20 protein-coding genes are annotated in these 19,973 nt (G+C 64.3%); 12 read left to right on the top strand and 8 right to left on the bottom strand.

Features of this window, described 5'->3' with window-relative positions:
• Positions 1 to 507 precede the first annotated feature (507 nt).
• From J8I29_RS02775 to J8I29_RS02765, 3 genes are all read left to right on the top strand, one after another.
• Positions 508 to 1,059 (top strand): MarR family transcriptional regulator, encoded by a 552-nt coding sequence (locus J8I29_RS02775; protein ID WP_209430532.1) that lies wholly within the window; start codon positions 508 to 510, stop codon positions 1,057 to 1,059.
• Complete coding sequence (locus J8I29_RS02770; protein WP_105861643.1) at positions 1,056 to 1,769, top strand: response regulator; 714 nt, start codon at positions 1,056 to 1,058, stop codon at positions 1,767 to 1,769. The genes J8I29_RS02775 and J8I29_RS02770 overlap by 4 nt, the downstream gene beginning before the upstream one ends.
• Positions 1,770 to 1,864: 95 nt before the next feature.
• Positions 1,865 to 3,217: an ATP-binding protein gene (locus J8I29_RS02765; protein WP_105861967.1), complete on the top strand. Its 1,353-nt coding sequence runs from the start codon at positions 1,865 to 1,867 to the stop codon at positions 3,215 to 3,217.
• 33 nt (positions 3,218 to 3,250) lie between these two features.
• Here J8I29_RS02765 and J8I29_RS02760 read toward each other — a convergent pair whose 3' ends face one another.
• Together J8I29_RS02760 and J8I29_RS02755 are read right to left on the bottom strand one after the other, a co-directional pair.
• A complete protein-coding gene (locus J8I29_RS02760; RefSeq protein WP_209430531.1) occupies positions 3,251 to 3,859 on the bottom strand; it encodes a TetR/AcrR family transcriptional regulator in 609 nt (202 codons plus the stop codon).
• A gap of 18 nt (positions 3,860 to 3,877) precedes the next feature.
• On the bottom strand, positions 3,878 to 4,672 hold the full coding sequence (locus J8I29_RS02755; protein WP_209430530.1) for an alpha/beta fold hydrolase: 795 nt from the start codon (positions 4,670 to 4,672) through the stop codon (positions 3,878 to 3,880).
• Positions 4,673 to 4,759: 87 nt separating this feature from the next.
• Here J8I29_RS02755 and J8I29_RS02750 point away from each other — a divergent pair, with 87 nt between their 5' ends.
• Positions 4,760 to 5,950: an acetyl-CoA C-acyltransferase gene (locus tag J8I29_RS02750; protein ID WP_209430529.1), complete on the top strand. Its 1,191-nt coding sequence runs from the start codon at positions 4,760 to 4,762 to the stop codon at positions 5,948 to 5,950.
• An 82-nt stretch (positions 5,951 to 6,032) separates the two neighbouring features.
• Here the strand turns inward: J8I29_RS02750 and J8I29_RS02745 are convergent, their stop codons facing one another.
• From J8I29_RS02745 to J8I29_RS02725, 5 genes are all read right to left on the bottom strand, one after another.
• Positions 6,033 to 6,395 (bottom strand): tRNA-binding protein, encoded by a 363-nt coding sequence (locus tag J8I29_RS02745; protein ID WP_209430528.1) that lies wholly within the window; start codon positions 6,393 to 6,395, stop codon positions 6,033 to 6,035.
• Entirely contained in the window at positions 6,392 to 7,132 is a 741-nt protein-coding gene (locus J8I29_RS02740) for a TetR/AcrR family transcriptional regulator (RefSeq protein ID WP_209430527.1), read from the bottom strand. Before J8I29_RS02740 ends, J8I29_RS02745 begins: the two co-directional genes overlap by 4 nt.
• Before the next feature lie 99 nt (positions 7,133 to 7,231).
• Positions 7,232 to 8,059 carry a pyrroline-5-carboxylate reductase gene (gene proC, locus J8I29_RS02735; RefSeq protein ID WP_105861638.1) on the bottom strand — a complete coding sequence of 276 codons (828 nt, stop codon included), beginning with the start codon at positions 8,057 to 8,059 and terminating at the stop codon, positions 7,232 to 7,234.
• Positions 8,060 to 8,233: 174 nt separating this feature from the next.
• The gene (locus J8I29_RS02730) at positions 8,234 to 8,734 is read right to left on the bottom strand and encodes a YbjN domain-containing protein (protein ID WP_105861637.1); all 501 of its coding nucleotides are present in this window, start codon (positions 8,732 to 8,734) and stop codon (positions 8,234 to 8,236) included.
• Positions 8,735 to 8,912: 178 nt separating this feature from the next.
• Positions 8,913 to 9,167: an accessory factor UbiK family protein gene (locus J8I29_RS02725; protein WP_105861636.1), complete on the bottom strand. Its 255-nt coding sequence runs from the start codon at positions 9,165 to 9,167 to the stop codon at positions 8,913 to 8,915.
• Between the two features lie 269 nt (positions 9,168 to 9,436).
• Between J8I29_RS02725 and lgt the strand changes: the two genes are divergently transcribed.
• Entirely contained in the window at positions 9,437 to 10,297 is an 861-nt protein-coding gene (gene lgt, locus J8I29_RS02720) for a prolipoprotein diacylglyceryl transferase (RefSeq protein ID WP_209430526.1), read from the top strand.
• On the top strand, positions 10,294 to 11,382 hold the full coding sequence (locus J8I29_RS02715) for an SAM-dependent methyltransferase (protein ID WP_209430525.1): 1,089 nt from the start codon (positions 10,294 to 10,296) through the stop codon (positions 11,380 to 11,382). Before lgt ends, J8I29_RS02715 begins: the two co-directional genes overlap by 4 nt.
• Positions 11,383 to 11,454: 72 nt before the next feature.
• Here J8I29_RS02715 and J8I29_RS02710 read toward each other — a convergent pair whose 3' ends face one another.
• Positions 11,455 to 12,030 carry a DUF992 domain-containing protein gene (locus J8I29_RS02710; RefSeq protein ID WP_245196556.1) on the bottom strand — a complete coding sequence of 192 codons (576 nt, stop codon included), beginning with the start codon at positions 12,028 to 12,030 and terminating at the stop codon, positions 11,455 to 11,457.
• Positions 12,031 to 12,208: 178 nt separating this feature from the next.
• Between J8I29_RS02710 and pgeF the strand changes: the two genes are divergently transcribed.
• The 6 genes from pgeF to J8I29_RS02680 all read left to right on the top strand — a co-directional run bounded on the left by pgeF (position 12,209) and on the right by J8I29_RS02680 (position 19,865).
• Positions 12,209 to 12,997 carry a peptidoglycan editing factor PgeF gene (pgeF, locus tag J8I29_RS02705; RefSeq protein WP_209430524.1) on the top strand — a complete coding sequence of 263 codons (789 nt, stop codon included), beginning with the start codon at positions 12,209 to 12,211 and terminating at the stop codon, positions 12,995 to 12,997.
• A 127-nt stretch (positions 12,998 to 13,124) separates the two neighbouring features.
• The gene (locus tag J8I29_RS02700; RefSeq protein WP_209430523.1) at positions 13,125 to 14,273 is read left to right on the top strand and encodes a Xaa-Pro peptidase family protein; all 1,149 of its coding nucleotides are present in this window, start codon (positions 13,125 to 13,127) and stop codon (positions 14,271 to 14,273) included.
• Positions 14,274 to 14,430: 157 nt separating this feature from the next.
• Entirely contained in the window at positions 14,431 to 15,399 is a 969-nt protein-coding gene (locus J8I29_RS02695; RefSeq protein WP_105861632.1) for a ribose-phosphate pyrophosphokinase, read from the top strand.
• 709 nt (positions 15,400 to 16,108) lie between these two features.
• The gene (locus J8I29_RS02690; RefSeq protein WP_209430522.1) at positions 16,109 to 17,701 is read left to right on the top strand and encodes a peptide ABC transporter substrate-binding protein; all 1,593 of its coding nucleotides are present in this window, start codon (positions 16,109 to 16,111) and stop codon (positions 17,699 to 17,701) included.
• Between the two features lie 123 nt (positions 17,702 to 17,824).
• Positions 17,825 to 18,748 carry an ABC transporter permease subunit gene (locus tag J8I29_RS02685; RefSeq protein WP_105861630.1) on the top strand — a complete coding sequence of 308 codons (924 nt, stop codon included), beginning with the start codon at positions 17,825 to 17,827 and terminating at the stop codon, positions 18,746 to 18,748.
• Positions 18,741 to 19,865, top strand: a complete 1,125-nt coding sequence (locus J8I29_RS02680; RefSeq protein ID WP_105861629.1) for an ABC transporter permease subunit — start codon at positions 18,741 to 18,743, stop codon at positions 19,863 to 19,865. The genes J8I29_RS02685 and J8I29_RS02680 overlap by 8 nt, the downstream gene beginning before the upstream one ends.
• Positions 19,866 to 19,973: the final 108 nt, after the last annotated feature.

Here is a 19,973-nt window from a genome sequence, read left to right as displayed (position 1 = left end):
TCTTACTCTTCGGTTCGACGCGTCTTGGCGATTTGAAACGCTTCCGTCCAATCGCAAAACGCTTTGGAGCAAAGCGCGTTCATGCCTGAGCGCTCCTGCCCCAACTCCTGGTTCGAGGCCCTGCGCCTGCCGGTGCCCCAGCAGATCGCAAAACACCCTGGTAACCGCAATGTTATAGCCATTGGCAGGCAGTTGCGGAAACTGTTCCGTTCGCCACGGGCGTCTTTTTCCGCTCGGGACGTGGCTGGATAATGGCAACCGTCGCTTTTGCGTCGGGGGGCAAATCCCCTTATGTTTCGTACCGGAAACGGCACCGTGCCTCGCACGTTGAGATTTCCACCCGTGGCAGAGCAAGCTCGTTTAGACGCAAACGCTGTTTTGCTCTAACTGTCTGGTTCGACGCGTCTTTGGATTCTCGGCGATTCCGCCAAGTCCCGAAACGCTGTGGCGGAACATCCTTTCGCGGTGAGCCCGGTTTGCGTAACGATCTGACGAAAATATGTCAATATGACTGACGTAAATTTCTCGTTCTCCCCTGTCTCGCCTCCCCGATCGGAAACCGACCGGGGTGAGCCTCCGCTTTATGAGCTGATCGAACTCTTCTTCTTCGCCTATCGCGATTTCGTCGCCGATCCCGACCATGCCCTCGAGGCCTATGGCTTCGGGCGGGCCCATCACCGCGTGCTGCATTTCGTGGACCGCAATCCGGATCTTACTGTCGCCGAATTGCTGGATATTCTGAAAATCACCAAGCAATCGCTGGCCCGGGTGTTGAAGGATCTGGTCGACCAGGGCTTCATTCTGCAGCGCGAAGGCCGGGAAGATCGGCGCCAGCGCTTGCTGACCACCACGGTGAAAGGCAAGCAACTGGCCGTCGAACTGGCAACGACCCAATCCCAGCGCATCGCGCGGGCACTCGCAGAAGCCGGCCTGACCGGCCCCGAGCTGGCACAACGCTTCCTGTTCGCCATGGTCGATCCGGACGGCCGGGCAGAAGTCGCCCGGCTCATCCGAGGCGATGTCACCGGAAGCGACAAGATCCGGGGTGAAAAACGATGAACAAGGTTGCCGTCCTGCCTGACGACGCCCCCCATATCCTGCTGGTCGACGACGACAACCGCATCCGCACGCTGCTCTCGCGCTATCTCGGCGAGCATGGCTATCGCGTGACCACGGCCGAGCACGCCGCCAGCGCCCGCCAGCGCATCGAGGCATTCACTTTCGACCTGATGATCGTCGACGTGATGATGCCGGGCGAGAACGGCTTCGACCTGACCCGCTGGATCCGCACCGGTTCCAGCGTGCCGATCCTGATGCTGACGGCACGCGGTGATCCGGATGATCGCATCAGGGGCCTGGAGATCGGCGCCGACGATTATCTGCCCAAGCCGTTCGAGCCGCGCGAATTGCTGCTGCGCCTCAACAACATCCTGAAACGGACGGTTGCGCCGACACCGACCGAGCCGGTGCGCGACATCGTCACCTTTGGCGACTTCACCTTCCATGTCTCACGCGGTGAACTCCAGCAAGGCGGCGAGACGGTCCGCATCACCGAACGCGAGCGCGACATGCTGCGCCTGCTGGTCGAGATCCCGCGCGAGACGGTGGACAGGCTGGCGCTCGCCGGCCCCGCCGCCGACATCGCCAATGAGCGCACCGTCGACGTGCAGGTGAACCGCCTGCGCCGCAAGATCGAGAAGGATCCGGGCAATCCGGTCTATCTTCAGACGGTGCGCGGCACAGGATATCGCCTGATGGTCGACATGTGATGGAGCCCCGTCCACCGGCCCTCCAATCTGCCGGGGCGATGCTCCGAAAAGGCTTGGCGCGGACTTCCGAGGCCGCCCGTATCGTCTTGCCCCGGATGCGCGAACTGGCTGCCGGCCCCGGGCGCGTGCTATCGGCGCTCGGCGATCGCATGCCCAAGGGCCTCTACGCCCGCTCGCTGCTGATCATCATCACGCCGATGGTGCTGCTGCAGGCCATCGTCACCTACATGTTCATGGAGAAGTACTGGCAGGGCGTGACGGCGCGGCTGTCGGCCGCCACCACCAAGGACATCGCGGCGATCGTCGAGCTCTACCAGCAAATGCCCCATGACAAGGGCACGACAGACCTGCTCCAGCTGGTAGCCCAGAAGCAGCTTGCGCTCGGCATCGAGTTTCGCCCCCTCGAGGACCTGCCGCCGCGCGGAGCCCGCCCCTTCTTCGACATTCTGGACCAGGCCCTGTCGGACGAGATCCGCATGCGCATCGGCCTGCCTTTCTGGATCGATACAGTCGGCCGCTCGGATTTCGTCGAGATCCGCGTCAAGCTCGACGATGCCGTCCTGCGCGTCTTCGCCCGCCGCAGCCAGACCTTCGCCTCCAACTCCTATATCTACCTGCTCTGGATGCTCGGCTCCTCGCTGATCCTCATCACGGTGGCGATCCTGTTCCTGCGCAACCAGATCCGGCCGATCCAGCAGCTCGCCAATGCCGCGCAGGATTTTGGCAAGGGGCGCGACGTCCAGAACTTCCGCCCGCGCGGCGCGCGCGAGGTGCGCCAGGCCGCCAGCGCCTTCATCGAGATGCGCCGGCGCGTCGAGCGCGCCTTCGAGCAGCGCACCGCCATGCTCAACGGCGTCTCGCACGACATGCGCACCATCCTGACACGCTTCAAGCTGTCCTTGGCCCTGCTCGACGAAAACAGTCCCGAATATGAGGATCTGCAAAAGGACGTCGACGAGATGAGCCGCATGCTGGAGGCTTATCTCGCCTTCGCGCGCGGCGATGCCGCCGAACAGGCCGAGCCTACCGACATCGCCGCGCTGCTGGAAGAGTTGCGTGCCAATGCCATACGCCAGGGCCAGGATGCGCGGGTCAGCTTCCAGGGGGATCCGATCGTGGTGGTACGTCCGGACGCCTTCCGGCGCTGCCTGACGAACCTGGTGTCCAATGCCCAGCGTTTCGCCAGGACCATCCTCATCACCGGCGTGCGCGAGCAACGCTACCTCATCGTCACTGTCGACGATGACGGGCCCGGCGTACCCGAAGAAAGCCGCGAGGACGTGTTCAAGCCTTTCTTCCGGCTGGATGAGGCCCGCAACCAGGATCATGGCGGCACCGGCCTCGGCCTTGCCATCGCCCGCGACATCGCCCGCTTCCACGGCGGCGACATCACCCTCGCCACCAGCCCGCTGGGTGGACTGCGGGCGAATGTACGCATCCCGGTCTGATGCCGGCCGGTGATCGGGCGGGCTCGGCGCCGCCTATGCGCCCCTGCCGTCCTCGCCACCGGCGGCGGAGCCGCGAGCCAGCTTCAGCGCCGCCTCGATGCCGTTCTCCAGGATCGCATTGGACTGTAGGGGATCGGGGACGACGCGTGCGAGCTGCAGCGTTCCCGCCAGCAGGGCCATGATGGCGATGGCGGTGCTGCGGCGCGTTTCGGCATTGCCTCCGGACAGATTATCCGCGATCACGCCGATGCTGCCGAAGAGTTCCTCGGTGAAGGCGGCCCGCGTCGTCTCCGATTGGCGCGCGATCTCACCGGAAAGCGCGGCGATGGCGCAGCCTTTTTCGGGCGTGTCCCGGTGGATGGGGCGCAGATAATAGCGGATCAGCCCTTCGATCGGATCGTCGGCGCGCTCGGCGGAGCGGCGCAGCTTGCCGCGTCGCTGCGCCAGCGTATGGGCTACGGCTTCGCGGACCAGGGCATCCTTCGAAGCGAAATGGCTGTAGAAGCCGCCATGGGTCAGGCCCGCAGCGGCCATCAACGGCGCAATGCCGGTGCCGTCGATGCCATCGCGCAGCAGGCGCAACGCGGCCGTTTCGAGAATATGCCGGTGCGTCGCATCCTTATGGCCCTTGTCATAGCGCATGGCCCGCCTCGTCTCCCGTCAGGAAGGTACCGTCAGAAAATCCGCGGCCAGAAAGTCCACGGCTCGGCTGATCACGCCGGCATCGCCAAGGATACGGCCATGGCCAAGTCCGTCCAGCTCGATCAATCGTGATCCTCGCCAATATCTGGCGATTTCCCGCGCTTCGCCAATGGCGACGACGCGGTCGTCCCTGGAATGGAAGAGAAGGGCCGGTTGCGTCAACCGTTCGGCGAAGCTGGGCAGATCCATGATCGGCAGTTCGGTACCCAGGCGGATGAGCTCGTCGGCCAGGTGGGCGAGATCCCTGGCGTCGACGACCCCCGACGCCATCGCCGCCGCCCGCATCTGGCGGCCATAATTGGCGGGCGAGGCGATGAGGACGACGCGCCCCGCATCCAGCCCTCCGGCCAGTGCGACGGTCAGAACCGGCCCGCCGACGGAATGGCCGATCACGCCATGCAGGCGCCCGCAGGTCTGCCCGACGGCGGTCACGGCCTTGGCCATCTGCGGGATAGTCGCCGAGACGCCCTCGGAAGCGCCATGGGCCGGCAGATCGACGGCGATCACGCCGAGGCCGCGTGCCAGCAGGGGCTCCACGAAAGCAAGCATGTCGACATGGGTGGCCTCCCAGCCATGCACCAGGAGCACAGGCTCGCCATGGCCCCAGCGCCAGCCGGCGATCAAGCCGCCATCATGCGTGACGGAAAAGGGGGTCGCGCCTTCGGGAATCGGCACGGCGCGCGGGGGAAGCCGCCGGGGCGTGATCATCCGCGACGCCAGTTTGCGCGGGTCGACGCACTCCGAAACGTCCATGGCCGTTCTCCTCTTTAAATTACGGTCATAATATTATATGTCGTTCATCATGCAATAGCGCTTTGCAGTGTCATTGAGGATCGAGCCATGTCCACCAGCGACCCCGTCGTCATCGTCTCCGCCACACGCACCCCGCTGGGACGGTTCCAGGGCGACCTTTCGAGCCTGCCCTCCCCTGCGCTCGGCGCCCATGTCGTGAAGGAGGCCCTGGCACGCGCGAAGCTCGCTGCCGATCGGGTGGACGAAGTCTTGCTGGGCTGCGTGCTCCCTGCCGGCCTTGGCCAGGCGCCGGCCCGTCAGGCCGCCCGCCATGCCGGGCTGCCCGACGCCACGGGGGCCACGACCGTCAACAAGGTCTGTGGTTCGGGCATGAAGGCAACTATGCTCGGCCACGATCTCCTTCGCGCCGGCTCCGCCGACATCGTGGTGACGGGCGGCATGGAATCGATGTCGAACGCGCCCTATCTGCTGGCCAAGGCCCGCAGCGGCTACCGCATGGGTCATGATCGCCTTCTCGACCACATGATGCTCGACGGCCTCGAGGACGCCTATGAAGGGGGCCGCCCGATGGGTGATTTCGGCGAAGCGACGGCTGAGGCCTATCAATTCAGCCGCGACGACCAGGATGCCTATGCCGTCGAGACCCTGAACCGCGCCCGCAAGGCGGTCGAAACCGGTGCCTTCGCCGCCGAGATCGCACCGGTGGAAGTGCCGGGGAAGGGTGGCTCCAGGCTGGTTGCCAACGACGAGAACCCGCTCAAGGTCTCGCCCGACAAGATCCCGCAGCTCAGGCCCGCCTTCCGCAAGGACGGAACCATCACCGCTGCCAGTTCCTCCGCCAATGCCGACGGTGCCGCCGCCCTCGTCCTGACCCGCCGCTCCATCGCCGAGAGCGACGGCCTGCCCGTGCTGGCCGAGATCAAGGGACACGCAACGCATAGCCAGGATCCGGCCTGGTTCACCACCGCGCCGATCCCTGCCATGCGAAAGCTGCTCGAACGCACGGGCTGGCGCGTGGGAGAGGTCGACCTGTTCGAAATCAACGAGGCCTTCGCCGCGGTGGCGATGGCCGCCCGCCACGACCTCGGCATCCCTGCCGACCGCCTCAACATCCATGGCGGGGCTTGCGCACTCGGCCATCCGATCGGCGCGACCGGCGCGCGCATCATCGTCACCCTGCTGCACGCCCTGGCCCGCCACGATCTCAGGCGCGGCATCGCCTCGCTGTGCATCGGCGGCGGAGAAGCGACGGCGATCGCAATCGAGAGGGTCGCCTAGAGCCAGTTGGTCGGCCTGAGGGAGCGCCGGATATGCGAGATGTCAGCCCGGGGGCTGACACTCCCTTCCCCTTCCCCCGTTCTCAGAGCAGACGCGAGCCGTTCGGGACTTGGCGTTCCGGTGTCGCCAGCACGACGGCACCGTCGGGGCCGGGAAAGCCCAGCGTCAACACCTGCGACATGAATTTGCCGATCTGGCGCGGCGGGAAATTCACCACCGCCATTACCTGGCGCCCGACCAGCTCATCAGCCCTGTAGAGGGCAGTCAGCTGGGCGGAGGAGGCCTTGATGCCGATCTCGCCGCCGAAATCGATGCGCATGCGATAGGCCGGCTTGCGGGCTCCTTCCAGGGGCACCGCCTCCAGCACCGTGCCGATGCGAATATCGACCTTGAGGAAATCATCGAAACCGATCTCGGCCGACGGTTGCCCGCTACTGCTACTCACACCGCCTCCGCATCGTCGCGATCATCCCTGCCCCGCCGGCGCGACTCGGCGAAATCGTGGAAACGCTCGCGCAGCCTTTCGCGCATGCGGGCGCGGCGCTCATAAGACCGTTCGGCGACACGGCGGAATGGCGCGAAGATCTGGCAAAGGTCGTCAGCCCGCTCCATCCAGCGCTCGCCAGAGCGAAGCTGCCGGTCCACTTCCTTCATCGTGGTGGCAAGACCTTCGTCCTCGTCCTTCAGCCAGACCTTGATGATGCGAGCCCAGGCCAGCGCCAAGCCCTGCGCACGCACGGCTCCCATCGGGCCATCGGCGTCGATATCGGCCGCCGTCAGCATCCATTGCATCGAATTGGTGACGACGCGGTTCCAGGCGGCCATGGCGAGCGGATCGAGCGCAAAGGCCCTGGAAATGTTGGCGATCGCGGTCTTGTGCGGCGAGAGAACATCGATGCGGCGCATCAGAATGTCGAACAGTCGCTCGCGGGCCGGCTCTCCGGCCATGCCCTCGTCGATGCCGTCGAGCACCTTCTGGTCGACCTGACGGGAATAGGCGGCGAGGATGGCCCCCTTGGAAGGGTAGAGGCCACGCAATTGCGACAGGGACAGTCCCGCCTTGCCGGCGATGTCGGCCAGGCCGATCTCGCCCCAGGGATTGTCGGCGCACAGCGCCAGCAAGGCTTCTATCGCAGCCTGGCGCGGATCGACGGCATTATCGGCTTTCGGCTTGGCAACCATGGCTCGAACCTCGTTTTTCGATGTGCCTCGTCCGGTAAAGATAGGCTGATTGCGGTCCGGATCAATGCGGCGCGTTGGCAGGCATGGCCTCCGCGGCCCTCAGGAAGCGAGTTCGCCCGCGCGCCGGCGCGCCGCCTCCACCGCCCGCTCCATCAAGGGCGTCAAACCGTTTTCGGCCATCAGCACCTCCAGCGCCGCCGCTGTGGTGCCGCCAGGGCTGGTGACGTTCTGGCGCAGCGTGGCCGCCGGCAGGTCGGACCGGTGCAGCAACTCGCCGGACCCGGCCACGGTGGCACGTGCGAGACGCATGGCGAGATCGGCAGGAAGTCCCGCCGCGGCTCCGGCCTCGGCCATGGCTTCGACGAGATGGAAGACATAGGCCGGCCCCGAGCCGGAAACCGCCGTCACCGCATCGATGAGGCTTTCATCCGCAACCCACTCCACGGCGCCGGTCGCCCGCAAAAGGGCATCGGCCGCCCGTTCCTGATCGGCGGTCACGAAGGCATTCGGCACCGCTGCGGTGATGCCGCGGCCAACGGCGGCCGGTGTATTCGGCATGGCGCGCACGATGGCGGTGTCGGCCGGCAGCAATGCCGCGATGCTGGCGATGGTCTTGCCGGCCATGATGGAGACGGCCAGCGTATCCGATCCGAACAGAGGCGCGACGGAGCTCATTGCGACATCCATCATCTGCGGCTTGATCGCCAGGAGAACCACCGCCGGCGTGCCGAAGGAGGCCAGCATCGGATTGACCGCGATCCCTTTCACGGAGAGGTCGCCGGCGATTTCCGGCGGCAAATAGGGATCGATCACCCCGACCCCGGCAGGATCGAGGCCGAGCTTCAGCCATCCTTCCAGCATGGCCCCGCCCATCTTGCCGGCGCCCAGCAGCAACAGCTTGCCGCCAATGTCCAATGTATCAGCCATGGGAAGAACTCCTGCGGGTGGAAAGCCGGCTTTGGCAGCCGCCGGCTCGGAGCGGCCTCGGGTCGCCGGAAAAGGGTCGTCACTGCGAGCGCGGCGAAGCAACCCAGGAACGCTGGTGTATGAGGACCGGATTGCTTCTCTGCACCCGCGATGACCGCGGAAAGCCGCCAGATACTAGGCTTCGCCCACGGTCTCGAAAAGCACGGCTTCGAGCGCTTCCTTGGGGGTCTTGCCGGCCCAGATCACGAATTGGAAGGCCTGGAAATAGCGCTCGCAGGTTTCCACCGCGATCTCGATCAGGGCCTCGCACTGGCGCGGCGTGGCTTCGGCGCCGCCGGCCAGGAACAGGGCATGGCGATACATGATGACCTGGTCGGCATTCCAGACGTCGAAATGGCCGACCCAGAGCTGTTCGTTGACGAGCGCAATCGTCTGGAGGAGATCGGCGTGGCGGCGCTTGGGAATCTTGGCATCGAAGGAGCAGGCCAGATGCAGCGACTCGATATCATCCATCCAGGTGAAGGACACCGCATAGTCGCAGCCATGCCCCTTCACCACGATGGAGATCTCGTCTTCGCCGAGCCTGTCGAAGGCCCAGTCGTGAAGACTCGCCAGATGTTCGACGAGATCAACCGGATGACCGGCCCGCTCGCTCTGGAGCTCGATTACCGACATTGCAACTCCCGGCGCCTCCGGGGAGGCGCATTGGCGCTGCGAATACCGATCGATACGCAGCCTGTGTGGGGAGAGTTCCGGCATTCGGGCTGAATCGGCAAGGATTCGTTCCCGCCGTCCACAAGGAGGCCTCTCATTCCGTGCCGGTCTTATTGTCGCACGGCGGGCGCCCCCGCGCTCAACGCGCAGCGAGCCTGGCTTCGAGTTCGGCGATACGGACCGCCAGGCGTTCGTTTTCGTCGCGCGCCTTGATCGCCATCTCGCGCACCGCGTCGAACTCGTCGCGGCGGACATAGTCGAGATCGCGCATGATGCGCTCTGCCTGGCTGCGCACGACATTGTCGACTTCCCGGCGCACGCCCTGGGCGACGCCGGCGGCGTCGGTCATCAATTTGGCGAACTCGTCGTAGATACGGCCGGATTGCTGTGGCATCACGAAACTCCTTTGCGGCGTCGATAGCACGGGCCAGACCTCGATAAAAGCTTGGCCCCGCTAGGGCGTGTCGTCAGTTATGGTTTGGAGCGAGATGAGGTCAAAAATGGCGAGATGGAGGAGCGAGCGCTGCCAAGACTTGTGTCTTGGCAGCGAAGCGACGTTGCAGACGGCCAAAACGCTCCCCGTCTAGCCCGAAACCATAACTGACGACACGCCCTAGAAGCTTCTGCCTTGACGCTGTCATCTCCAGTCACCAAAAGGCCCTCATGCCTGAGCAATATTTCATCGTTCCCGCCTTCGATCCGGTGCTGATCCATCTCGGCCCGCTCGCCATCCGCTGGTATGCGCTGGCCTATATTTTCGGCCTGCTCGGCGGGTGGTGGTATGGGCGCCGCCTGATCGGCAACGCCCGGCTCTGGCCGGTGCAACCGGGCACCAAGCTGCAATTCGATGACCTGCTGATCTGGGTCACGCTCGGCGTGGTGATCGGCGGGCGGCTCGGCATGCTGCTTTACGAGCCGGATTATTATCTCGCCAACCCGATCGAGATCCTCAAGGTCTGGGAAGGCGGCATGGCCTTCCATGGCGGCTTCCTGGGAGCGGCGCTCGCCGTGATCCTGTTCGCCTGGCTCAACAAGATCCCGGTCTTGTCCTATCTCGACATTGCCGCCTGCGTCGCACCGATCGGCCTCTTCCTCGGTCGCATCGCCAATTTCATCAATGACGAATTATGGGGGCGTCCGGCCTGGGGCTCGTCCTGGGGCATGATTTCGCCATCGAGTCCGTTCTCGGTGTTTCCACAGGGGCCGACGCCGCGCTATCCGAGCCAGTTGATCGAGGCTGCCCTGGAGGGCTTCGCGCTGTTCGTGCTGTTTGCCATCATGACGCGCTTCGGTGCCCTGAAACGGCCGGGCTTGATCGCCGGCCTGTTCGGCATCGGCTATGCCGCCGCCCGCTCCTTCAGCGAACTCTATCGCGAGCCCGATGGCTGGTGGATCCAGGACGTGCTGACCGTCGGCCAGGCCTATTCCCTGCCGATGGTCGCGGCTGGCCTTGGCCTGGTGATCTATGCCCTGGCGCACCGCCCCGAGGCACCCAAGGCCTCCGACGTATCGAAATCGGCATGAGCGAGACCCCGCTCGCCCGCGAGATCAAGGAGCTGATCCGCCAGGAAGGGCCGATCGACGTGGCGCGCTACATGGCGCTCGCACTCGGCCATCCGCGTCACGGCTATTACATCACGCGCGATCCGCTCGGCGCGGGCGGGGACTTCACCACCGCACCCGAAATCAGCCAGATGTTCGGCGAGATCATCGGCCTGTGGGCGGCCCATCGCTGGATGATCCTCGGCTCGCCCTCCCGCATCAACCTGGTCGAACTGGGCCCCGGACGCGGCACGCTGATGGCGGACGCCCTGCGGGCCATCGGCAAGGTCGTGCCGGCTTTCGCCGATGCCATCGCGCTCCATCTGGTCGAGACGAGCCCCGTCTTGCGCAAGGCTCAGGCCGCTGCCCTGGCCGACAGCCTCGGAGGGCGGCACCCGACCTGGCATGACGACATCGCCGGCCTGCCCGACGGACCGTCGATCGTCATCGCCAACGAGTTCTTCGACGCCCTGCCCGTGCACCAGCTGGTGCATCGGGGCGGGCGCTGGCATGAGCGGCTTGTCGGCCTGGTCGATGACGAGCTCGCCTTCGGTCTTGCCCCGGAACCCGTAGCGGCCAGCCAGGCGCCGTCCCTTTCCGGTGGCGCGCTCGACGGCACCATCGTGGAATATCCGGAAGCCGGTTCACGGGTGATGGCCGGCCTTTCCGGGCGGCTGGCCCGGTTCGGCGGCGCCGCCCTGATCATCGACTACGGGCATATCGAATTCGGCGTGGGCGATACGCTGCAGGCCATGGCGGGGCATGCCTTCGTCGATCCGCTGGCCCGGCCCGGCGAGGCAGATCTGACCACCCATGTCTGCTTCGAGACGCTGGCCCGCATCGCCGCCGACCGACATTTGTCGATCGACATCCTCACCACGCAGGCCCAGTTTCTCAACGAACTCGGCATCCGTCCCATGGCCGCCAATCTCAGCCGCCATGCCACGCCGGAACAAGCGGAAGCGATAGCGAGGGCGCTGGAACGCCTGACTGACGACGCGCCGCGCGCCATGGGCTCGCTCTTCAAGGTGCTGGCCGTTTCAGCGCCGGGAACCGAGCGCAATTGAGAGAGGCCAGGCCATGGTCATGCCTGGCTGCTCCGAGGCGGCTCTCGCGATCCTTCGCCCTCCCGCAAGGCCTCACACCTTGCAGCGGCAGCTCTTGCGGTGCTTCTTCGCCTTGTAGTGATGGCGATGCGCCTTGTGGCGGGGACGGTAGACCCGTTCGGGCTGAATGATCACCGGGGCCGCGACGGGGCGGATATGCAGGCTGCCGATGCCGGCCGACGCGTTGAGGCCGGTCTGCCCCTGCACCGAGATCGGCTGCAGCGTCACGCCGCCATTGCCGCCGCCGAGCAGGACATTGGCTCCGACGCCGAGGGCAGCGCTGGCTTCGGCCGACACGCCGGCATAATTGCCGCCCAGCGGCGCATGGCGATTGGACGGCTCGAACACGGCCCAGACCATTCGCCCGGCGAAGGTAAAGCCGACATCCACGCCGACTTTGGTGATGGTGCCGTCATAGAGTTCGCTGTAGCCGTTGAAGTCCGAAAACCGGCAGGCGACCGGCTTGCGTGATCCCAGCACCACGCCGATACCACCGCCAATGTCGCAGGTGAGCGTTCCCGTCCTGACGGCGGCCTCGGCCGAGCCGGCCGCCGCAGGCGCCAGCAAGGCCGCCAAAGCAAATGCGGACAAGGTTTTCGCGATGTTCATGGGGCACCTATTTCAAAAAATCGTTCCTGGCCACGGCCGGATACCGGAGCACTTTGAACCAACGACCTGAAAACGCAACGGTTCCCGCCGCGAAATCGCCGGTATCACAATCCTGACTTGCGCCGGTCCCGGCGGACGCCCGTTTGACATCTCTTCCCTTCGTCCCGATCCTGCCGCCATGACCGATTCGTCCGCCATCGCTCTCCAGCATGCCGCCCTCGACCTGCCCGGCATCCGCCACGGCTTCTTCACGCGCCAGGGAGGGGTGTCAAACGGCATCTATGCCTCGCTCAACGGCGGTTCAGGCTCCGACGACAACCAGGAGCATGTCCGCGAGAACCGGGGGCGCATGGCCGACAGCCTCGGCGTGCCGCGCGATCGTTTCATCACCTGCTACCAGGTGCATTCGCCCAACGTCGTCACCGTCACGGCGCCCTGGTCCCGCGAGCACGCTCCCAAGGTGGACGCCATGGTGACGCGCGAGCGCAATCTCGCCCTCGCTGTCGCCACGGCCGATTGCGGCCCCGTGCTGTTCGCCGACGCCAGGGCCGGCGTGATCGGCGCGGCCCATGCCGGCTGGAAGGGCGCCTTCACCGGCGTGCTCGAAACCACGCTCGACGCCATGGTGGGCCTGGGCGCCACGCGCGGCGACATCGTCGCTGTGCTCGGTCCCATGATCTCGCGGTCGGCCTATGAGGTCGGGCCGGAGTTCAAGGCTCGCTTCCTGGAGGCCGACGCGGCCAATGAGCGTTTCTTCGGTCCGAGCCCCAATGCCGGGCACGCCATGTTCGACCTGCCGGCCTATATCGGCATGCGCCTCACCGCCGCCGGCATCGGCCGCTTCGAGGACATGGCGCTGTGCACCTATCAGGACGAGGAGCGCTTCTTCTCCTATCGCCGGGTGACCCATCGCAAGGAACCCGATTATGGCCGCCTGCTGCATGCGATCGCGCTGGTGGGTCACTAGAGCAAAGCGCGTTCAGGCGTGAACGCTTGTTTGCTCTAACTCTTTGGTTCGACGCGTCTTTGCGATTCCTGGTGAAACGACCAAATCGCAAAACGCTTTGGCAACAAGCTTCGAGGCAGGATCTGCCATGCTGCATTTCTCGACGGATGAATTCGCTGCGCGCCTGAAGCGCCTGCAGGCGGCTATGGCCGCGCAAAAATTCGATGCCATGCTGCTCTTCTCCCAGGAGAGCATGTATTGGCTGACCGGCTACGACACGTTCGGCTTCTGCTTCTTCCAGTCCCTGCTGGTGCGGGCCGACGGCACGATGGCGCTGCTCACCCGCACGGCGGATCTGCGCCAGGCCCAGCACACCTCCATCCTCACCGATATCCGCATCTGGACCGATCGCAAGGATGCGACGCCGGCCCAGCAGCTGCTCGACATGGCCCGCGATCTCGGCGTGAGCAGCGGGCGCATCGGCGTGGAATTCGATTCCTACGGCCTCACTCATGCCAATGGCCGCAAGCTGGAGGCCGCCTTTGCCGGCGACTTCGAGCTGGTCGATGCCTCCGATGTCGTCCCCCATCTCAGGGCCGTCAAATCGGCCGCCGAAATCGCCTATGTGCGCGAAGCGGCCCGCCTCTCGGACGCCGCCGACGCGGCGGGCATCGCCGCCGTGTTTTCGGGTGCCGACGAGGGCGACATCCTCGCGGCCCAGCACAATGCCATCTTCTCGGCTGGCGGCGACTATCCGGCCAATGAATTCATCATCGGCTCGGGACGCGACGCCCTGCTCTGCCGCTACAAGAGCGGCCGCCGCAAGCTCGCCGAGCGCGACCAGATCACGCTGGAATTCGCCGGCGTCTACAGGCACTACCACGCGGCGCTGATGCGCACGATCACCGTGGGGGACGTCTCGCCGCGTCACAGCGAACTCTACACCGCCGCGCATGAGGCCCTGCTCGCCTGCGAGGCCGAGATCCGGCCGGGACGCACGGCCGGCGACGTCTTCGCCGCCCATGCCCGGGTGATGGATTCGCATGGGCTGGAGGAGCACCGGCTTGCCGCCTGCGGCTATTCTCTCGGCGCCAAGTTCACCCCATCCTGGATGGACAAGCCGATGTTCTATGAGGGCAATGACTGGGTGCTGGAGCCGGGCATGGTGATGTTCGCCCATATGATCCTGATGGATTCCGACAGCGGCACCGCCATGTGCCTCGGGCGTACCAGCCTGACCACCGAGAATGGCAGCGAGGTGCTGAACGGGGCCGATGCCGGACTGCAGATGCGCTGATCCGGATGGCATCCGGGCACCGGAACAGCGGAAAATCATCCCAATCTGCACGCATTCCAGCCATGCAAGTGTGAACTCCTTGTGACGCCCCCATTGTATGCGGGGCGGTCAATTGCTAAGAGCCGGGTGCATTTTTCTCAAAGTGGGAGCCGGCTTCATGGCGGCAGGTGACAGGGGCCACGGTTCGGGCGAGATCAAGCTCGTCGCCGGCAATTCGAATCGTGCACTGGCCGAATCGATTGCGACCTATCTGAAGACCCCTCTGACCAAGTGCTCGGTGCGGCGGTTCGCCGACATGGAGATCTTCGTCGAGATTCAGGAAAATGTCCGCGGTGCGGACGTCTTCGTCATCCAGTCGACCTCCTTCCCCACCAACGACCATCTGATGGAGCTGCTGATCATCACCGATGCCCTGCGCCGCTCCTCGGCCCGGCGCATCACGGCGGTGATCCCCTATTTCGGCTATGCCCGGCAGGATCGCCGCGCTTCCGGCCGCACGCCGATCTCGGCCAAGCTGGTCGCCAACCTGATCACCCATGCCGGCGCCGACCGGGTGCTGACCCTCGACCTGCATGCCGGGCAGATCCAGGGCTTCTTCGACATTCCCACCGACAATCTTTTCGCCGCACCGGTGATGGAGCGCGACATCAAGGCCCGCATGGAGCTGGACAAGCTCATGGTGGTCTCGCCCGACGTCGGCGGCGTGGTGCGCGCCCGCGCTCTCGCCAAGCGCATCGATGCCCCTCTCGCCATCGTCGACAAGCGCCGCGAGCGCGCCGGCGAGAGCGAGGTCATGAACGTGATCGGCGACGTCAAGGGCCGCACCTGTATCCTGATCGACGACATCATCGATTCCGGCGGCACGCTGGTGAACGCCGCCGAGGCCTTGCTGGAGCGCGGCGCCAAGGACGTGCTGGCCTATATCACCCATGGCGTGCTCTCGGGCGGCGCAGTCGCCCGTATCGCCTCCTCCAAGCTGCGCGAATTGGTGATCACCGACTCGATCATGCCGACCGAGGCGGTACGCGTGGCCCAGAACATCCGCGTCATCTCGATCGCGCCGCTCATCGGCGAAGCCATCGGCCGCACCGCGCATGAAGAGAGCGTCTCCAGCCTGTTCAACTGATCGGGCGTGGCTCTGAATCCGGCCTAACGGCGGCGACGCATTCGGGGTGCACGGGCATCTTGCTCATAGCCCGACTTAGCGAGTAGAGGCGCCCGAAACGCGGTGTGCCGATCTCCAGATCGGCATTTTCCCATCCCGCAAGCGCGGCGTTTCCAGGATGGTCGATCTGGAGATCGACCCACCAGACACGCGCCAAACTCCACTATAGCGTTTTGCGATTTGACAGAGTCACCTAGAATCGCAAAGACGCGTCAGAACAACGAGTTAGAGCAAATAAGCGTTCATACTTGAACGCGCTTTGCTCTAAGTTGGCGCCTATGGGCATCTTATCCGCAACACCCGGAAGAAGCGCTGAGCATGCTCCATTTGCGCAGCGCTCGGCAATGCCCGGCTCCTGTCGCGCTCCTCGCGGCCAGGTTGTGCACGGCTTATCCCCATATTTCAGCCAGAGCTGAATTCCATCAGTCTCCGCAATGCGAGGGACACAAAGCGCGGTCGGTTATGACGAATATTGCGTCGTGTCCCGGCTATTCGCAATTTTCAGACGATCACTATACCGCTCGCCATACTATCCCCCTGCACGCGGGCCGAGCAGCTCTACCCTTCCTCTCCCCGTCGAAAATCGCGGGTTGCCGTAGCGAATGCGAGGGCCTTTACTGCCGGCCTTCAACCAATAGCCGGAACAACTGGCTTCAGAGGGGACATCAGAATGACAGCCTTGAAAACGCGTTTGTTCGGCGCATTGCTCGCCGTGGGCTTGCTCAGCGGCACGGCCTTGTCGGCCTCGGCCGAAACCGTGCTGAACAAGGGTCTGGGCGGCGAACCTCAATCGCTCGATCCCATCCACACCACCACCAATATCGAGCAGTTCATCATCGACGACCTTTACGAAGGGCTCACCTCCTATGACGGCAGCGGCAAGGTGGTTCCCGGCGTTGCCGAAAGCTGGACGGTCTCGCCGGACGGGCTCGTCTACACCTTCAAATTGAGATCCAACGCCAAGTGGTCGAACGGCGATCCGGTCACGGCGGAAGATTTCGTCTATAGCTTCCGGCGCAATCTCGATCCCAAGGAAGCCGGCGAATATGCCAGCCTCGCCTATCCGATCAAGAACGCCCAGGCGGTGAACACCGGCAAGGCGGCGCCCGATACACTCGGCGTCAAGGCCATCGATGCCGGCACGCTGGAAATCACCCTGGAAAGTCCCATCCCGTTCTTTCCCGAACTCCTGACGCATCAAAGCGTCGTGCCGGTGAACAAGGCCAATGTCGAGAAATATGGCCGCGATTTCGCCAAGGCGGGCAAGCTGGTGTCGAACGGCGCCTATATGGTCACCGAGCAGGTGCCCGGCGATCACCTCACCTTCGTCAAGAACCCCAACTACTGGGGCGCGGCCAATGTGAAGATCGATCGCGTCGTCGCCTATCCGAGCGAGGACCAAGCCGCCATTCAGCGCCGCTTCCTGGCCGGGGAACTCGACCTCGCCTATCAATTCCAGGCCGATCAGCGCAAGTTCCTGCAGGAAAAGGTCGGCGACGAGGTTCACGTCTCGCCATCGACGTCGAGCGAATATTATGCCTTCGACACCCGCAAGCCGCCCTTCGACGACATCCGGGTCCGACGAGCCTTCGCCATGGCGATCGACCGCGACTTCCTGGCCAATGAGGTGCTGAACGGTGTCTATCAGCCGCTCTACAGCTGGATTCCGGAGGGTATCGCCAACTACACGCCGGCCAAGGCCGATTTCGCCGACACGCCTCAGCTCGACCGCGAGGACAAGGCCAAGGAGCTCCTGAAGGAAGCTGGCTACGGGCCGGGCGGCAAGCCGCTCAAGGTCGAGATCCGCTACAACACCAACGAGAATTGGAAGAAGGTCGCCACGGCAATCGCCGACATGTGGAAGGGCCTCGGCGCCGAGGTCACCATGCTCAATTCCGATCTCAAATCCCACTACGCCTATCTGCAGCAAGGCAACAGCTTCGACGTCACCCGGGCCGGCTGGGTCGCCGACTATGCCGATCCGGAGAACTTCCTGACCCTGGGCGTCTCAACCAACAAGGTCTTCAACTACGGTCACTACAACAATCCCGAATTCGATGCCCTGATGGCCAAGTCCTTCACCGAACGGGATGTGGCCAAGCGCATGCAGATCCTGCACGACGCGGAAGCCATGCTGCTGCGCGACGCCTCCGTCACGCCTCTGCTGGTCTATAACGATCCCTGGCTGGTCTCCAAAAAGATCAAGGGCTGGCACGACAACCTCGCCAACCACCACGGCACGCGTTTCCTCACCAAGGAATGAAATGCCGCATGTGAGACGGCAGGAGGCCCGCCCTCCTGCCTCTCATCCACGGCTGGAAAAGCGTGCTCGCCTCGCTGATGCCGGGCCTGAACGCTTCGCGGACAGCCAATCCGAGGCAATGTCATGCTTTCATTCGTGCTGAAGCGTCTGGCGAGCGCGATCCCGACCCTTTTCGTGATCGTCACGCTTTCCTTTTTCCTGATGCGCCAGGTGCCGGGGGGGCCTTTCAATCTCGCCCGCCCCCTGCCGCCGCAGACCATGGAAAACCTCAACCGGGTCTATCATCTCGATGACCCGGTATGGCAACAATATCTAAGCTACATCTGGAACGTATTGCACGGCGATTTTGGCCCGAGCTATGTCTATCGCGACTATACGGTCTCTGAAATCATACTCCAAAAACTGCCATATTCCTTGCAGCTCGGCAGTATGGCGCTGCTCCTGGCGGTCGTCGGCGGGATTCTGATCGGAACCATTGCTGCGCTGCGCCAGAATTCGATTGTGGATGTTGCCGTAACCGCGATCGGCAACATCGGCATCACCATTCCCAATTTCGTCATCGGCCCGGTCCTTGCCCTCGTCTTCGGACAAATCCTGCATTGGCTGCCGACCGGAAGCTGGGGCGACGGTTCGTTCAGTTATTTGCTGCTGCCGATGATCACGCTGGCGCTGCCGGAGCTGGCGACCTTTGCCCGCCTGATGCGCGGCTCCATGCTGGAAGCCCTGCATGCCGACCATATCCGCACAGCCAAGGCTTACGGCCTGCCCGCCAAGCTGACCATCATTGCCCATGCGATGCGCGCCGGCATCCTGCCGATCGTCACCTATCTCGCTCCCGCCGCCGCCTCGCTGCTGACGGGTTCGGTGGTGGTCGAGAAGGTCTTCGGCATTCCCGGTGTCGGCAAGGATTTCGTCGAGGGCGCCCTCAACCGCGACTACACGCTGGTGATGGGGACCGTGGTGCTGGTTTCGGTCTTCATCATCGTCTTCAACCTGATCGTCGACCTCATCTATGCCTGGCTCGATCCGAGGGTGCGCCATGACTGAGACAATCCTGGCTCCTGATACGCTCCCCCGCAGCCGCAGCCTTTTCGAACTTGCCTGGCTGCGCCTTCGCCGCAACAAGGCCGCCATGGTCAGCCTGTTCGTGTTTACGGCCATCGTGCTCTTTTCCGTGCTGGGCCCGTTCTTCTCGCCCCATGGCTACGACCAGGTCTATGGATCCTACGTCAAGGTTCCCCCCAGCCTCTCGCCCTATCCCAAGCACGCCACGCTCGAGGAGGCCATGAAGCGGGCGGCTTCCCAGGCCCGTCTGCAGGTGCAGTCCTTCGAAACTTCGGGCACCCAGTTCACGGCGACATTGACGTCGAGCCGGGCAATCGATCCGCGCGCCACCCGCTATGTCGACCGCATCGACGAGTTCCGGAACACCAAGGTCAGCGAAACCCGCGACGATGGCCGCACGGTCGTCATGCAGGGCGACATCAATGGCCAGTATTTCCTGCTGGGCACGGATGGCAATGGCCGCGATCTCATGACCCGTATCATGATCGGCGGCCAGGTCTCGCTGCTCGTCGGTCTGCTCGCCAGCCTGGTCAGTCTCGTCATCGGCGTCACCTATGGCGCCGTGTCGGGCTATATCGGCGGGCGCACCGACAATCTGATGATGCGCTTCGTCGAGATCCTCTATTCGCTCCCGTTCATGTTCTTCGTCATCCTGCTGGTGGCCTCCTTCGGGCGCGACTTCTGGCTGATCTTCGTCGCCATCGGCGCCATCGAATGGCTGGACATGGCCCGTATCGTGCGGGGCCAGACCCTGTCGCTGAAGCGGCGCGACTTCATCTCGGCGGCCCATGCCCTGGGGCTCAGCGAAGGGGCGGTGATCCGCCGCCACATCATTCCCAACACGCTGAGCCCGGTGCTGGTGTTCCTGACGGTGCGCATCCCCCGCATCATCCTGCTCGAGAGTTTCCTCTCCTTCCTGGGCCTCGGCGTGCAGGCGCCGCTCACCAGCTGGGGCGCGCTGATCAAGGAAGGCGCCGATTCCATGGAGGCGGCCCCCTACCTCCTGATCTGCCCGGCCATTTTCCTGGTCACCACCCTGTTCTGCCTCAATTTCATCGGCGACGGCCTGCGCGACGCCTTCGACCCCAAGGATCGCTAGAGCGTTTTTCTTTCAGACGGAGGCGCTTTGAACCGCAAAATGCTGCCGATATCAACACGTTAAAAAACGCGGGGGCGGTTCGGCCTAGCCGCATTTTGCTCAAGGGAA

Origin of the sequence: Labrys sp. LIt4 (assembly GCF_017813775.1) — a bacterium.
Lineage (GTDB): Bacteria > Pseudomonadota > Alphaproteobacteria > Rhizobiales > Labraceae > Labrys > Labrys okinawensis_A.
Note: the sequence above shows the minus strand (reverse complement) of the source record. Positions and strands in the feature narration are given on the sequence as shown.